The sequence below is a fragment of the Acidicapsa dinghuensis genome, from assembly GCF_025685685.1.
Classification (GTDB): domain Bacteria; phylum Acidobacteriota; class Terriglobia; order Terriglobales; family Acidobacteriaceae; genus Acidicapsa; species Acidicapsa dinghuensis.
Genome location: NZ_JAGSYH010000008.1, coordinates 93,780 through 108,643, shown reverse-complemented (window position 1 = coordinate 108,643; position 14,864 = coordinate 93,780). Strand labels below are relative to the sequence as shown.

Sequence of the window (14,864 nt, the reverse complement as noted above, 5' to 3'; positions counted from 1 at the left end):
GACCTATTTATCAATCGCCAGCTTACCTATCTTTTGTGAGACTTCAGTTGGCGAGGGAAGCTGCGACTTGTCCCATCCACCACCCAACGCTTCGATCAACTGTACGGAAGATGTCATCTCTTGAATGTGTATACTAGCCAGCGTCTGCTGATCTGAGAGCAGGGTTGTTTGCGCTGTCACAACATCGACATAGGGATCGATGCCAGTGTCATAGCGATTCTGCTCTAACTCCAGAGTTTTTTGTGCCGCCGTGACGGCCTTCTCTTCTTCCACAATCTGCTGCGACAACAAGCGAGTCGCGGCCAGGTAGTCTTCCACTTGTTGGAAAGCGTTCAGTACGGTCTGCCGATAACTTGCTACATCTCCGTTATAGGTGGCGACGTATTGATTAACCGTTGCGCGGCGCAGTCCAGCATCGAAAATAGTCTCGCTGATCGTCGGACCAATAGACCAGAAACGGCTTGGCCAGTCGAGCAAATGTGCCCAGGTAGAGCTCTCAAAACCACCCTCGGCGCTGAGCGTGAGATTGGGGTAGTAGGCTGCGACGGCTATTCCGATTTCTGCGTTGGCTGATGCCATGGTTCGCTCTGCAGCAGCTACATCGGGACGCCGTTCCAGCAATTGAGCGGGTACACCAACGGGGACTGCCGGCGGCGCGGTGGTTAGGGGCTTCTCCGGCAGAGTGAAGTTAGACGCAGGCATCCCAATGAGCATGGCAATGGCGTGCTCATCTTCAGCTCGGGCTATGCCCAAGTTGATCCACGATGATTTGGCCGATTCAAGAGTGCTCTCTGCTTCTACGACGGTAATCTGGTCAACGGTGCCCGCGTCGTATCCAGCCTTGGCTATGTCGTACGCTTTCTGGTCTGCATCGACAGTGTCTTTATATAGCTTACGAAGAGCGTCCTGTCCGCGAATCTCGAAGTAGGTTATCGCCAGGGTGGCTTGTTCCACGAGCTTTTCGTTTTCAAGGTCGGCAGCGCTGGCCTGCGCGCTAAACTGTTCCTCGCGAATGAGGTTTCGTACACGCCCCCAAAGGTCTGGCTCCCATGACGCTGTCAAGGGAAGCGTCGCTAATGAACTCGCGGAGCCAGCGCCGCTCGCACCCGCGGTTTCTTTGCCGAGATTCACGGATGACCTTGAGCGTGACCATGTGGGGCCAGTTGATAAGGTGGGAAAAAGCTGTGCCCGCGCCTGAGCGATGAGGGTGCGCGCAGCCATGTAGTTTTCAAACGACTGCTTGATGGTCTGGTTGTTAACGATGAGCTTCTCTTCCAAATCATTTAATTCGGGCTCGTTGTAAATCTCCCACCATTTTCCGCGGAGCATGGCATCTTGCGGTTGCGCGGTCTTCCATACCTGCGTCTCCTCTGGATGCTGATCCGGGGACTCCTTATAGGCCGGTGGTGGTGTCTGTGTTGTAGCCACAGGCTGCTGGTAAGGTGGCCCGACGCGGCAACCTGCGAGAATCATCGCGGCTGCCGCAGGGAATAATGCGAGTTTGTTCTGAAATCTCGTCATATCGTTAACTTCCGTCAGTAAAAATCAATCCGCAGGTGAGGGCTCAACGTTCACGTGGAATGTGTCGCGTTCCTTGCCCAGCATTCGCAGGCGAATCTTGTCGAAGGTGAGATAGACCACCGGCGTGGTATACAGCGTGAGCAATTGGCTGAAGATAAGACCGCCCACAATAGTGATGCCCAGAGGACGGCGAAGCTCAGATCCTGTTCCCGTTCCAAAGGCCAAAGGCAGCGCGCCAAAGAGTGCTGCTGTCGTTGTCATAAGAATCGGGCGAAATCGCAACATGCAAGCTTCAAAGATGGCTTCGTCTGGTGTCTTGCCACCTTCGCGCTCAGCCTGCAGGGCAAAATCGATCATCATGATGGCATTCTTTTTCACGATGCCAATTAGCAATACGATGCCGATGATTGAGATGACGTTCAAATCAACCTTGAATACCATCAGCGCCAGCATTGCGCCTACGCTGGCCGAGGGAAGTGTGGAGATGATGGTGAGCGGATGCACCAGACTCTCATACAGAATGCCCAGAACAATGTAAACCGCAAGCAGAGCGGTGAGCACAAGCAGAGGTTCCGTGCCCAGCGATTGCTGATATGCCATCAGCGTGCCAGCAAAAAAGCCGTGAATCGTGGTAGGCGTTCCCAGCCGTTGCTGCATTTGTTCAACCTCGAGAGTTGCGTCGCTCATTGACATGCCGGGAGCGAGATTGAACGAGACCGTTACCGAAGGAAAGAGTCCGGTGTGATTCAACGAGAGAGGAATGGTTGTCTCGTGAGTGTTAGCGAGACTGAAGAGAGGGACATTGCCGGTTGGGGTAGCACTGCTTGTGCCCGATGGATGGAAATAGACGTTATGAAGTCCCTCGGGGCTCTGCCAGTATTTCGGAGCCACCTCTAATACAACGTAATACTGATTCAGCTGGGTGTAGATAACGGAGACCTCAGACTGACCGAATTCTCCGTATAACGCGCTATCGATGGAGCTTGCTGTGAGGCCCAGTCGCGCAGCTCTCACTCGATCGAAGGTTACATATTCATCCAGGCCGCCATTTTGCTGATCCGAATTTACATCCTGCAAGCCCGGAAGACGCTTCATCTCCGCAAGCAGCCGAGGACCCCAGGTCTTTAAGTCGGTCAGGTTATCTGCTTGAATCGTGTATTGATATAGCGCGCTGCTAGAGCGCCCCCCAATTCGCAGATCCTGTGCCGCTTGGAGGAATGTTGAGGCAATCGGCAGCCGGTTCAGCTTCGGGCGAATACGATTGATAATTTCTGGCGCACCAACCTTGCGCACATTCAAGGGCTTCAGGGATAGGAAGACAAATCCACCATTTGTAGCTCCCCCGCCACCGGTGAATGCCACTACGTTTTGCACGGCTGGATCTGCCTTGATCACTCCTGCAATCTGCTTTATGGCGGCATACATGGCAGGGAAGGAGGAATCCTGAGGTCCCTGAACACCACCAACCAGAATGCCCGTGTCTTGTTGCGGGAAGAAGCCTTTGGGTATCTTCAAGACCACGGCCAGATTCATCAAAATTACGAGGAACAAAACAACCAGCGTGAGTACAGAGTTATCGAGGGTCCAATGCAGGGTGCGGCGATAGAGCGACAGCTGCCACTCGAATATTCGATCGGTAAACTGATATACCTTTCCGTGTTTGAGATCCTTTTCATTCTTAAGGATGTAAGCGCACATCATCGGAGTCGTGGTGAGAGAAATCACCATCGAGACCAGAATCGCGGTAGAAAGGGTAACGGCAAATTCGCGGAAAAGCCTGCCAACGATGCCACCCATGAGAAGGATTGGAATGAAGACGGCAATCAGAGACATGCTTATCGAAAAGACTGTGAAGCCGATCTCGCGAGCGCCCCTGAAAGTCGCGCTCATCGGGTCCATGCCTCCTTCGATGTGGCGCGTGATATTTTCCATCACCACAATGGCGTCATCGACGACGAAGCCGGTAGAGATGGTCAGGGCCATCAGCGACAGGTTGTCGAGACTATAGCCAAGCAAGTACATGACGGCAAAAGTGCCGATGAGAGAGACAGGAACCGAAACCGCAGGGATGAGTGTCGCTCGAACACGACGCAAGAATACAAAGACGACAAGGATGACGAGAGCAATCGATACCATCAGCGTTCGTTCTACATCGGAGACAGAGGCTCGAATGGTTACGGTTCTGTCTTCCACCAGCGTGATGTCGATACCCTGGGGAATGGATGCTTTGATCGAAGGCAGCTGCGATTTGATCAGATCGACTGTATCGATAATGTTAGCGCCGGGTTGCCGAAAGATGATGAGCAACACTGCGCGCTTCCCATTCAGGTATCCACCGGCCCGTACATTTTGTGTTGAGTCGATAACATCCGCGACATCGGACAGGTGGATTGCTGCTCCCTTGTTGTAACCGATAATGAGCGGCTTGTAATCTACAGCGTGCGAAATCTGATCGTTCGCAACGATATCCGACGTGCCGTCTCCGTTGGAAATTTGTCCTTTGGCCAGGTCCGAATTCTGTGCGCTCAATACCTGTTGGATATTGGACATGGCCAACCCATAGCTGGCCAGCTTGGTAGGATTTACCTCCACGCGTACCGAAGGAAGTGCGCCGCCTCCTACATTGACCTGTCCGACGCCAAATATCTGCGACAACTTTTGCTGAATGATCGTGGACGCAGCATCGTACATCTTATCCGGGCCGTATTTATCGGATGTCAGGCCCAGAATCATAATCGGCGAATCGGCTGGATTGACCTTTCTGTATGTCGGATTGGAGGGCAGGTTTGCAGGAAGATAAGTGCGGGCAGCGTTAATAGCTGCCTCTACGTCGCGAGCAGCCCCATCGATGTCGCGGCTCAGATCGAACTGAATCGTGATCGACGTCGTTCCTAAACTACTCGACGATGTCATTTCGGTGACGCCAGCGATATGACCGAACTGGCGTTCCAATGGCGTCGCGACCGAGGATGCCATGACCTCGGCGCTCGCTCCAGGAAGTCCCGCTCCTACTGAGATTGTGGGGAAGTCTACCTGTGGCAAAGGCGAAACAGGCAGCACCCGGAAAGCGATCGCTCCCGCAATCGCTATGGCAATCGTCAGGAGTGTCGTCGCGACTGGTCTGCGTACGAATACTGCTGAGAGGTTCATGCCTGCTCCGGCAAGGGATTGTTCCCGTGCGGTCCGATTCCTGCCACATCCGTGTGCTGCTTACGGGCGAATCGTTGTGCCAGGTTGTCGAAGAAGATGTAAATCACAGGAGTGGTGTAGAGCGTCAGCACCTGACTCACCAGCAGACCGCCTACCATGGCTATACCTAATGGACGCCGAAGTTCTGAGCCGATACCCGTGCCAAAAGCCAGCGGGATTCCGCCCAGCAAAGCAGCCATCGTTGTCATCATGATTGGCCGGAAGCGCAACAGGCAGGCCTCATAAATGGCTTCCGTGGCGCTCTTGCCATCCTTGCGCTCCGCTTCGAGAGCAAAGTCAACCATCATGATGCCGTTCTTCTTCACAATGCCAATCAGCAGCACCAGACCGATGATTGCGACGACGCTGAGATCCTGACCGAAAATGATCAAGGACAGAAAGGCTCCAACGCCCGCCGAAGGCAGCGTCGAGAGAATAGTGATTGGGTGAATAAAGCTTTCATACAGGACACCAAGCACGATATATACCGTGACCACTGCAGCCAGGATCAGAATCGGCATATTCGAAAGCGAATTGCGGAACGATGCCGCCGTGCCCTCAAAATCAGCCTGGAGGCTCATCGGCATGTGCATATCTTTTTGGACCTTGGTGATGTCCGAAATTGCTCCTCCCAGCGAAGCGTGCGGTGCCAGATTGAACGAAACTGTAATAGCAGGGAACTGCCCCTGATGTGTGATGGATAGCGGTTCGGTTGTTTTCTCGAAATGAGAGAACGCGCTAAACGGCACTGCGTTGCTCATCGTTGAACTGGTGGTGGCGGTGTTGGATGTGCTGCCCGAACTCGATCCGGAAGATGATGAAAACACGCTTGCAGGAGGCGTAAGTGTCTGCGCAGAGGGCGTGTATTTCGCGGTGGAAGTAAGCGCATTGGAACCAGCGGACGTTGATCCAGCCGATGAGGTAGATGAAGCCGCAGCTCCGGAAACTCCGGCGGATGAATTGCTCTGGACATACAGATGATCCAGGATGTGCGGATCTTGCTGGAACTTAGATTCACTTTCCAAAATCACATGGTACTGATTGAGCTGCGTATACATCGTGTTGATCTGGCGTTGGCCAAAAGCGTCATAGAGTGTATTGTCGATCGTCGTTGGAGTAATTCCAAGACGGGATGCGGTCACACGGTCTATGACAAGCGATATGGCCGAACCGCCCAATTGCTGATCTGTGGCCACGTCTTCAAGCTCCGGCAGTTGCTTCAACTTAGCGAGAAAGCGGCTGGTCCATTCATCCAACTCGCTCTGGTCTGGATCTTCCAGAGTGTATTGGTATTGTGTTCGGCTCACCCGATCGTCGATCGTGATGTTCTGCACTGGCTGCATGAAGAGCTGAATCCCTTGCACATGCGCCAGGCTTTTCTGCAAACGGCGAATTACGTCGGAAGCGCTCATGTGCCGGTCTTCGAGCGGCTTCAGATTAATCGACATACGTCCACTGTTCAGCGTTGTATTCGTGCCATCCGCACCTATGAAGGACGACAGGCTTTCAACCGCGGGGTCCTGAAGAATAATCCTGGCCAATTCCTGCTGCTTCGCTGCCATGGCTCGTGGACCAATGGTTTGAGTAGCCTGTGAAATACCCTGAATCACGCCGGTATCCTGAACAGGGAAGAAGCCCTTGGGAATAATGATGTATAGAACGATGGTCAGGATAAGCGTGGCAAGCGCGACGATCAGAGTTGTACCCTGAAACTCCAGGACAACCTTCAGGGTTCTTCCGTAGAACGCAATCATCGATTCGAAGACATGTTCGGACGCTTTATAGAAGCGGCCCTGTTCGGCTTCGGGATTGTGCCGCAGAATGCGCGACGACATCATTGGAGTCAGCGTCAACGAGACCACGGCGGAGACGACGATTGTGACAGCCAGGGTGACGGCGAATTCGCGGAACAGACGGCCCACAACATCGCCCATGAAGAGCAGAGGTATGAGCACAGCTATCAGCGATACCGTCAACGAAAGAATGGTGAATCCAATCTGCTCCGCACCCTTGAGCGCAGCCTGGAGCGGGGGATCGCCTTCTTCCAGATACCGGGAGATGTTTTCGACCATGACGATAGCGTCGTCGACGACGAAGCCGGTAGAGATGGTCAAAGCCATGAGAGACAGATTGTCCAGGCTATAGCCGAGGGCGTACATCGCGCCCAGCGTACCCACAAGCGACAGCGGCACCGCGACGCTGGGAATAATGGTGGCGTAGAGGCTGCGCAAAAACAGGAAGATAACCAGAACAACCAGCGCTACAGTGAGCCCCAGCTCAAACTCGACATCATTCACAGATGCCTGAATAGGAGTCGTGAGGTCGGTGAGCGTGGTGATATCGATGCCGCGCGGCAGGTTTGCTTCAAGTTGCGGTAGAAGCCGCTTGATGCTTCTGACGACTGTAATTGTGTTGCCGCCAGGTTGCCGGTGGACATTGAGAATAACTGCAGGCGTCTGGTTCATCCATGCAGCCTGAGTGCTGTTCTCGACACCGTCGACAATTTGAGCAACATCCGTCAGCATGACAGGCGAACCATTACGATACGCAACAACAATGCCCTTGTAGTCGGTGCTGGTCACTAACTGATCGTTCGAATCGATCTGATAATCCTGCCGCGGGCCGTCGAAGTTACCTTTTGCAGCATTGACGCTCGCCTGGCTCAGGGCTGTACGGAGATCTTCGAGGTTCAATCCATACGACGAAAGTGCCTGAGGATTCGCCTGAATCCGAACCGCAGGCTTTTGGCCGCCACTGATCGCGACGAGACCAACGCCTGCAAGCTGCGATATTTTCGGGGCCAGCCTGGTGTCGACCAGATCCTCCACTGACGGCAGCGGCATTGACTTGGACGTGATTGCCAGAGTCAGAATTGGGGCATCGGCAGGATTTGTCTTGTTGTAAATTGGCGGAGCCGGCAGGTTCGCCGGAAGATAGCTTGTCGAGGAGTTAATCGCGGACTGGACTTCTTCTTCAGCGATGTCGATGTTCAGGGACAGGTTGAATTGAAGCACAATGATCGACGAGCCACCGGAGCTAGTCGATGTCATTTGGCTAAGCCCCTGCAATTCGCCGAACTGCCGTTCGAGTGGCGCGGTCACGGTCGTTGCCATGACAAACGGGCTTGCGCCGGGATAAAACGTCACCACCTGAATCGTGGGATAGTCCACCTCAGGCAAAGCCGATACGGGGAGCTGGGTATAGCTCACCAGCCCCACCAGCAGAATTGCCGCCATCAGCAGGGAAGTTGCAACCGGGCGAAGAATGAACGGACGCGATGGGCTCAAGGAGCGCTACTCCCCGAAGTAGTTTCCGGCAGATGTTCTTTGGAGATGGCGACTTTGGCGTTGTCCAGCAGCTTGTCAAAGCTGCTGTTGGCGACAATGTCTCCTTCTTTGAGTTCTCCCTGCTTTACCGGGGCTACTGCTGTGGTGTTGTTGTCTGTCACACCGGGCTTCACGTAGATAATGTGAGCCACATTGTTCTCAAGGACGTAAACGAATGCGGTAGTGCCGTTGTACTGGATCGCAGATGTCGGCAGCAGCGTTTGATTATGGAGTGTCTCTACCAGCAGCCGCGTATTCACAAACTGGTTGGGATAGAGAGCGTTGTCGCGATTGGCAAAGACCGCTCTTGCCTTGACCGTTCCAGTGGTTGTGTCGATTAGGTTGTCCAGCGTCAGCAGGGAGCCTTTTGCAAGCTGCTGATCCCCTCCACGGTCAAAAGCGGTTACGACGAGTGGTTGCCGTTCGCGAAGATGAGGCTGCACTTGGGGAAGATTGTCTTCAGGAATAGTGAAGACAACCGTCATTGGCTGCATTTGTGTAATGACTACCAGAGGCGTCGTGCTGTTCGATTGCACGACGTTGCCAGGGTCAACGAGGCGAAGGCCTGCTTTTCCCGACACAGGCGCAACAATGTGGCAGTAGCCAAGTTGCACCTGGTCATAATCTACAGATCCCTGATCAAGTTTGACTGTCCCTTCATCCTGAAGAACAAGTTTCTCTTGATCATCCAGTGTCTGTTTCGGAATCGCATTATGCGACCACGCAACTTGATATCGAGCAAGATCCATCTTGGCCTGAGCGAGCACATTTTGATCGCGCTCAAGTGTTCCCTGCGCCTGCGCCAATGTCGCCTGGTACGGACGCGGATCGATATCGATCAGCGAATCGCCTTTCCGTACAATTTGACCCTCGCGATAGTGCACCTCAGTGATGATTCCGTTGACTTGGCTGGTGATGGTCGCCGTGAAGATGGGCGTCACAGTTCCAATCGCATCAATGTAAACACCGATATCGCCGTTGGTGGCGGTAGCTGGGGTTACAGCTACGGTCCCGCCCGCCGCGCCCCGCCGGCCAACGGTTGCCTGGCTTGCATTTTTGTGTCGCAGAATCCACACGAAACCGGCGGCAAATATGATGAGAATGACTAACCATACAAAGATGCGTACACCCAGGCTTCGTTTCGGAGCCTTGTCGGGCGCGGGAAGTTGATGATCGGGTCCTAAAGTTTCTTGATTATTCATTCGATTTGGCTAAAAGTGCTCTCTCCCTGACACGGCATGCCGCGGTTAGGATTTCACCAAGTGTCTGTGTGTTGTTGACGGAGGAATGCCCATCCAAAGTTGCAAATTCCATCGGAAGGGCCACTTGCAATCTTAATCAACCAGATCGCTGAATCCGTGACTTTTAAGAACAGATTGCGGATTTGGTAAAAATTCTCCCTGCCGAGGACTTGTACGTAGGTTTGACGGGTCAAGCAGGCAGTTTACATAACAATCTGTTCATATACGAACAGATTTGTCCTGAAGATGCTTTACACACGTGTGTAAAGCTGAAAGGCTGCCCAGTAAAAGGGCTTTCGGAAGTTTCCTCCCGAGTGCAGCAGCTTCAACTTTGCGTTGCGAAGTGAGGAGGCCGGTGTCTGCCCAGTTTCAAGCCCTTCATAAAGCGTGCTCATCAACTCAGGTGTCGATCTGTCGCTGGCCTCCCAAAGCGCGCCGATAGTCCGCTGTGCGCCGGCACGCAGGAACGCCCAGGAAAGCCCTACCAACCCCTCCCCCGTATATGCGCGCGTCCCGCTCCCATAGCAGGCCGAGATGGTTACGAGCCTGGCCTGAATCGGATGCCGCATGATTTCTCTTGCGTAGAGCTTGAAGGAGTCTTCATCGCCAGACTGAGGACGCGAAAGAATGATCGCTGAGTCCAGAGGATCCATCCGGCTGGCTACTCCATGGGAAACAAAATGAATGAACGGAAATCCCTCGGGCTTGCTGCTGAGATACGCCGCCGGCGTTGCCAGTGGCCCGGCATATACGATCTCATCGTTATGCCCAAATTGCTTTTCGATCTTCGCCATCTCCTCTCCGGCATAGGGAAGTGCCGGATAGTCGGCGCTTGGCGGCTGCGGATCTCCAAGAAGCAGGAGCTTTGCATTGGATTCCCGCCCGTTCGCGTGTTCGGCCAATCCTCCGGCCAGCATTGAGATCGAAGGAGCCGAGCTCACCGTCGCGTCTTCGATCCAGTAATGCGCTTTGCTCCCACCTGTGTTGGCTGGAACAATAAGCGCTTCAAAATTGAGGCGGCTTAACGGTCCATCAGTCAGCAGCATCACCCGCCCGTCAGGGCCGATCAGCTTTTCGGCAGGCTCTACCAACAGCCGGTAGAGTTGCTGTCCCGCTGTGTTGCCGGACTCAACCGGGTCTTCCGTGCCAAGCAGATCCCTGTTGTAGCGTTCAATGAGTGGGGTGATCTGCTTCTCTGCCGGCAAAGGAAACATCGTGGTCCCGTGTGGCGTGACTGCCCACAGATACGATTGCCGTTCCCCAAGCCAGTAAAAGAGCAAGGTCGCATCAGCTTTCCGCGCCACCGCCTGCGCAGAAACCGTGGCAAGGTGAGGATTCTTTCCTTCGTTCATCATGCCCAATCCTTGGGCCAGCGTTCTTGCACGGCTCTGGTCGGCGGTCATCAGCGCCAGATCGGGCTTGTTTTGACTCACCAGGAAGCGCACATAGTCGTCATAGATGCCTTTGGCGTTTGCCACAAAGGGCAGCTTCGAATCGTCATCTTTAAGCTGCTGCCGAGCCCCCTCAAACGTAGTGAGCGCCATGCGGTACATCTGCTCCGCCTGGGCGGGACGGTTTTCAGCCTGATAGAGAAGCGCCAGTTCGTGCTCCGCTGCAAACCGCATCGACACCTGGCTGGCCGGATCGCTCTCAACGCGGCGAAACAGGGATTCCGCCTGCGAATCCTCGTGCCGAGCCGCAGCGAGCTTACCACGCGCTAGATTTACGTAGGCTATGTCAAGAGCACTGCCGCTGGCTTGAGCCATCGGTGCAACCCTTTCGATGTATTTGTTAGCCGAATCGAGATCGCCTGTTTCGATAGAGAGATGAGCCAGATCTTCTAAACAATCGAGAATATCTTTTTTGCTGTCAATTTGTGTAGCAAACAGAAGTGCTCGATCCAGCGTTGAAGTTGCATCATCCAACGCGCCATTATCTCTATATAGATAGCCAAGGGTTTTCATCCAATTAACTTCATTGCCGATATTTCCGATTCCATCTGCGAGACGCTCAGCGTTTATGAGCAATTCACGAGCATGTTCAGAATCGCCAAGCTGCAGATATGACCAGCCCATGTTTCCGTAGGCCCGTTGAGCGATATCTTGTAGGCCTGTTTGACTGGCAAGAATGCTGGCTTGTTGGAACCAATCGAGCGCCTGATCATAACGCTCCTTTTGGAGTAAGCTCCACCCTAAATCGAGGTCTGCAGTCGCCTGAAGCCATCGATAGGCGTGAGCAATCGCAAACCGATGACCCTCCTGCAAAAAGCTATCGCCTTCTGATGATCGGTCTTGCTCGACTAAGAGCACTCCTGTCGATAAAAATATTTGGCCACAATATATTGATTGGATTTGTTGGCACAGCGATCTGGCTTTTTGCAAATCGGAATCTGCTTCTTTGAATTGGCCAAGTGCGGTCAAACTGACCGCATTCACGCCAAGTGCTTCCACATTCTGCTCTTTGGTTAAAGAACTTTGCGGTAATGCGGAGACAAGTTGTTCGGCAAGAGGATATAGCCCGCGTCGAGTAAGAATCTCGGCATGCAACAATCGAAAACTGTTCGCCCAGGTCGGAGATGTGTATTGCAGTTGTTGGTAGAACGCTTCGGCTCTCGCCTGACTCTCAATGAAGTATCCACGCTCAAATAACGCCCTAGTTTTTTGAAATTCAGCCTGCGCAGAATTTCGGCGCACATCATTGAGAGGTATGAGGCTTAAGAGGACAAGTATCCAAAAGGCAGAGATAGACCTTTTGAAATTGAGAGTGTTGTTCATTGCGCCTAAAGGGCATATTTTCAGCTCTCAGTTAAAAGCGCAAGGTCAAGATTACTGCCCGGATACCCCATTCGTTTTCGCCGTAGCTCCGCTTGTTTTCCCGCTTCCGATGCACCCCATGTCAATATCGATCATGCTGAGTTCGAAATTCGTGAGCTGAGGCGAGCGGCCTTTTTGAAGGAACTTGCTATGGCGAACCTTGAGCACCGCCAGATAAATCGTGCCGAAGTGCGGCACATGAATCACATGCCCAAAGCACGACCCCGGAAACGGCCCCGAAGCCTGGTTCACCAAGGAGCACTCGATGCTTTCTTCATCTCCGTCGCCGCGGGTCGGCTTGTCGGGCAATAGGTGAAAGCGTTCCAGCAATCCCTCGATCGGATTCTTGTAATCCTTGTGTTGGTCACGAACTCGCGCATGCTGTGCCGCCGCGCGCCCCAATAATCCCGAACTGGAGGGATCGGTATACGGAGCATCGCTCTCCGGCTTGTCGCCGACAATGCTGAAATTCAGGTCCAGCTCGACTGGATGACCGGCAATCCGGAGATTTTCGAACCGGGAGCCGAGAAACGTCACCGTGGGCACGTGCCCCTCCGGGGGATGATCTGTGCCGATCTGCGCAACAATCCGATCAGCGGTCACCACCTCCAGTACATTGAATCCCTCGATCACCGAGGTCGCCAGCGTATTCCATCCGTGCCCCGGCTTCGTTTCTTTGTTGCCGGCAACATGCGTGTAAGCATGCTTGTAAGAGATGGCCGATCCTAGCCGGTAGTCCAGTCCGCGCTGCGTGAGGTATCCACCCTTCTCAGGTAGTTCCACGGATGCCGGTTGTTCAATTTCCAAATCAAACGGCAGTTGCAGATGGCCACTCAGGGCCGAAGCCTCGGCGTGATAGAGGTGGGTACGTTCAACCGAATCAGCCATACGGTGTTCTATCTCCTTCTTGCTTTTCGGAGGCGATTAATTCTTTAACCGGATCGTGAGGCTCATCTGCTCGAGCTGTGTCTGCGTTCCTGCCGGCAAAGAACCCGAAATTTGCAGGGAATACGTGCCGGATTGCAGCCCGGACCCCGGAATCACCAGCGACAAGCTATCGCCTTGAGCCGCAATAGTATCGCTTGTCACACTCCGCGTCCACGCAAGTTTACCCTGAGGATCGGTTAATGCCAATGAATAGCTTGTGATATCCGGCCTTACTGGGACATCAACCATTAGTACTACTCCAGCATTTAGGTCCGCATCGATCGTGACGGGCTCTCCGCGGGTGGCTCCGTGCAGCGTGACAGGGGCCAAAAGGCGCGGCTCTGTCGCAGCAGTTCGCAAGCCGGGTACAGTCACCAGATTCTGATAGCCGACAATCGCGATCAGGCCGGCAAAGACCGGCCCAGCGATCAGCGGCGATGCAAAAAGCGGGCGTAAACGGTCCAACCACGAACTGTCTTTCTTTGCCGGTGCTTCGGTGGAGCGCACTCGCGGCGCCGCCTCCAGGGTTAATCCGGGCAATTGCGCTTTTGCTTCCTGCACAAAAGCGGCTCCTGCCCGTACGTCAATTGCGCACTCGGCGCAGTCAAAAAAGTGCTCTTCAAATGCGTCGCGCTCATCGGCCGACAGCTCATTCAACAAATATCGTTCTGCCATCATCGCGTTTACGGCTTCGCTGTGATCCATAGGCTTTTTAACCTCTCAACCTTGTCCCAGCTCCATCCCGTTCCATTGGATAGTGTGCCGCGTGATGAAATCGTTTCCTGCTCATGATGCATTCATTCCCAGTGCGAGTGGATTTCCCATTCGCTTCAAATATTCACCCTTGAATTCCTGCTTGGCCCGGTGCAGAAGCACCCGCAAATACTCGCGATCTACCCCAAATTCTCGGCACACATCATCTCGGTCGCGCTCGTCCAGAAAGATAGCCTTCAGCAACCGGCGATCCTTTTGTGGAAGCCCCAGCAGAATCTCCCGCACCTTGCCGCTTAGTTGCTTCGAAGAAGCTATATCGAGTGCGCTCGCTCCCACGGCGGGCAGTTCCGGTTGACCTTCTTCGTCGAGAGACTGGCTTTTCGACGAGGATCTATAGTGTTCAAAAAGCACGTTATTGCATACGGTATTGACGAACGCGCCAAGCCTCTCCGGCTGGCGCAGTCCACCGTCTTTACGCAGAACCCGCAGCACACGGACAAACGTCTCTTGCCGCACGTCTTCCACTGCCTGCGGAGAGTGAAGCCGTGAGCGCAGCTTCAGCTCCAGCAGCGCTGTGAAGTAGCTGACAAAGTGATCCTGCGTCCGGCGATCTCCCGCGCAAAGATTGTCTATATATGCAGCATCGAACGTGCAAAATTCCAAGACAGGCTCCGCATATCGGTTAGGCCGCAAGTATAGCATCGCGCTGTCCCGCTCCGTACCGTACGCGTGATTACGCTGTTCCTCTTGAATCGTGCAATGTCCCCGGCCGTGCGCTCCAAGCCGGGGCTTCTGCTGCATTCTTGGCTGCATTCCTGTCTGCATCATCGAATCCGCCGAAATAGTCTGGTTTTTAAGATGGGTGCTGCATCGCGTACATCGACCGCCTGTACGGGGTTCGTCTTGGAAAAGTGGTAGAGCTGGCCGGTGGCCGGGCCTCGGACGTTAACTGACGCAAAACCGAAATACATCAGGTTCATCGTCTTATCCTCCTGTGCTTTACCGGTCCTTATCGCTTCACGATTTTCTCCGCCGGACATGGCCCATATCCTTCCGCATATTCAACTTGAGGGCTCGACAACCCGCTGGTGTTCTCGCGCTGAATCAGCAGCGAGCTTGAAAGGGCAAGTGCC

The 14,864-nt window shown here is 53.9% G+C and carries 9 protein-coding genes; all 9 read right to left on the bottom strand.

The window, feature by feature from the left end:
* Positions 1-3: 3 nt before the first annotated feature.
* Positions 4-1,521 carry an efflux transporter outer membrane subunit gene (locus tag OHL22_RS21470; protein WP_263341768.1) on the bottom strand — a complete coding sequence of 506 codons (1,518 nt, stop codon included), beginning with the start codon at positions 1,519-1,521 and terminating at the stop codon, positions 4-6.
* 24 nt (positions 1,522-1,545) lie between these two features.
* Positions 1,546-4,671 carry an efflux RND transporter permease subunit gene (locus OHL22_RS21465; RefSeq protein ID WP_263341766.1) on the bottom strand — a complete coding sequence of 1,042 codons (3,126 nt, stop codon included), beginning with the start codon at positions 4,669-4,671 and terminating at the stop codon, positions 1,546-1,548.
* Complete coding sequence (locus OHL22_RS21460; protein WP_263341764.1) at positions 4,668-7,997, bottom strand: efflux RND transporter permease subunit; 3,330 nt, start codon at positions 7,995-7,997, stop codon at positions 4,668-4,670. Before OHL22_RS21460 ends, OHL22_RS21465 begins: the two co-directional genes overlap by 4 nt.
* Positions 7,994-9,238: an efflux RND transporter periplasmic adaptor subunit gene (locus OHL22_RS21455; protein ID WP_263341763.1), complete on the bottom strand. Its 1,245-nt coding sequence runs from the start codon at positions 9,236-9,238 to the stop codon at positions 7,994-7,996. Before OHL22_RS21455 ends, OHL22_RS21460 begins: the two co-directional genes overlap by 4 nt.
* 290 nt (positions 9,239-9,528) lie before the next feature.
* On the bottom strand, positions 9,529-11,352 hold the full coding sequence (locus OHL22_RS21450) for a CHAT domain-containing protein (protein WP_263341761.1): 1,824 nt from the start codon (positions 11,350-11,352) through the stop codon (positions 9,529-9,531).
* A gap of 750 nt (positions 11,353-12,102) precedes the next feature.
* A complete protein-coding gene (locus tag OHL22_RS21445) occupies positions 12,103-12,978 on the bottom strand; it encodes a hypothetical protein (RefSeq protein WP_263341759.1) in 876 nt (291 codons plus the stop codon).
* Positions 12,979-13,014: 36 nt separating this feature from the next.
* Complete coding sequence (locus OHL22_RS21440) at positions 13,015-13,722, bottom strand: zf-HC2 domain-containing protein (protein ID WP_263341757.1); 708 nt, start codon at positions 13,720-13,722, stop codon at positions 13,015-13,017.
* A gap of 81 nt (positions 13,723-13,803) precedes the next feature.
* Positions 13,804-14,394, bottom strand: a complete 591-nt coding sequence (locus tag OHL22_RS21435; protein ID WP_263341756.1) for an RNA polymerase sigma factor — start codon at positions 14,392-14,394, stop codon at positions 13,804-13,806.
* Positions 14,395-14,555: 161 nt separating this feature from the next.
* Positions 14,556-14,771, bottom strand: a complete 216-nt coding sequence (locus OHL22_RS21430) for a hypothetical protein (protein WP_263341755.1) — start codon at positions 14,769-14,771, stop codon at positions 14,556-14,558.
* Positions 14,772-14,864 lie beyond the last annotated feature (93 nt).

What these genes read in the sequence shown, in the direction of transcription:
- OHL22_RS21450 (WP_263341761.1), bottom strand. Translation starts at nt 11,352, where the DNA reads ATGGGCTGGTCATATCTGCAGCTTGGCGATTCTGAACATGCTCGTGAA.
- OHL22_RS21445 (WP_263341759.1), bottom strand. Translation starts at nt 12,978, where the DNA reads ATGGCTGATTCGGTTGAACGTACCCACCTCTATCACGCCGAGGCTTCG.
- OHL22_RS21430 (WP_263341755.1), bottom strand. Translation starts at nt 14,771, where the DNA reads ATGTCCGGCGGAGAAAATCGTGAAGCGATAAGGACCGGTAAAGCACAG.
- OHL22_RS21470 (WP_263341768.1), bottom strand. Translation starts at nt 1,521, where the DNA reads ATGACGAGATTTCAGAACAAACTCGCATTATTCCCTGCGGCAGCCGCG.
- OHL22_RS21455 (WP_263341763.1), bottom strand. Translation starts at nt 9,238, where the DNA reads ATGAATAATCAAGAAACTTTAGGACCCGATCATCAACTTCCCGCGCCC.
- OHL22_RS21465 (WP_263341766.1), bottom strand. Translation starts at nt 4,671, where the DNA reads ATGAACCTCTCAGCAGTATTCGTACGCAGACCAGTCGCGACGACACTC.
- OHL22_RS21440 (WP_263341757.1), bottom strand. Translation starts at nt 13,722, where the DNA reads ATGGATCACAGCGAAGCCGTAAACGCGATGATGGCAGAACGATATTTG.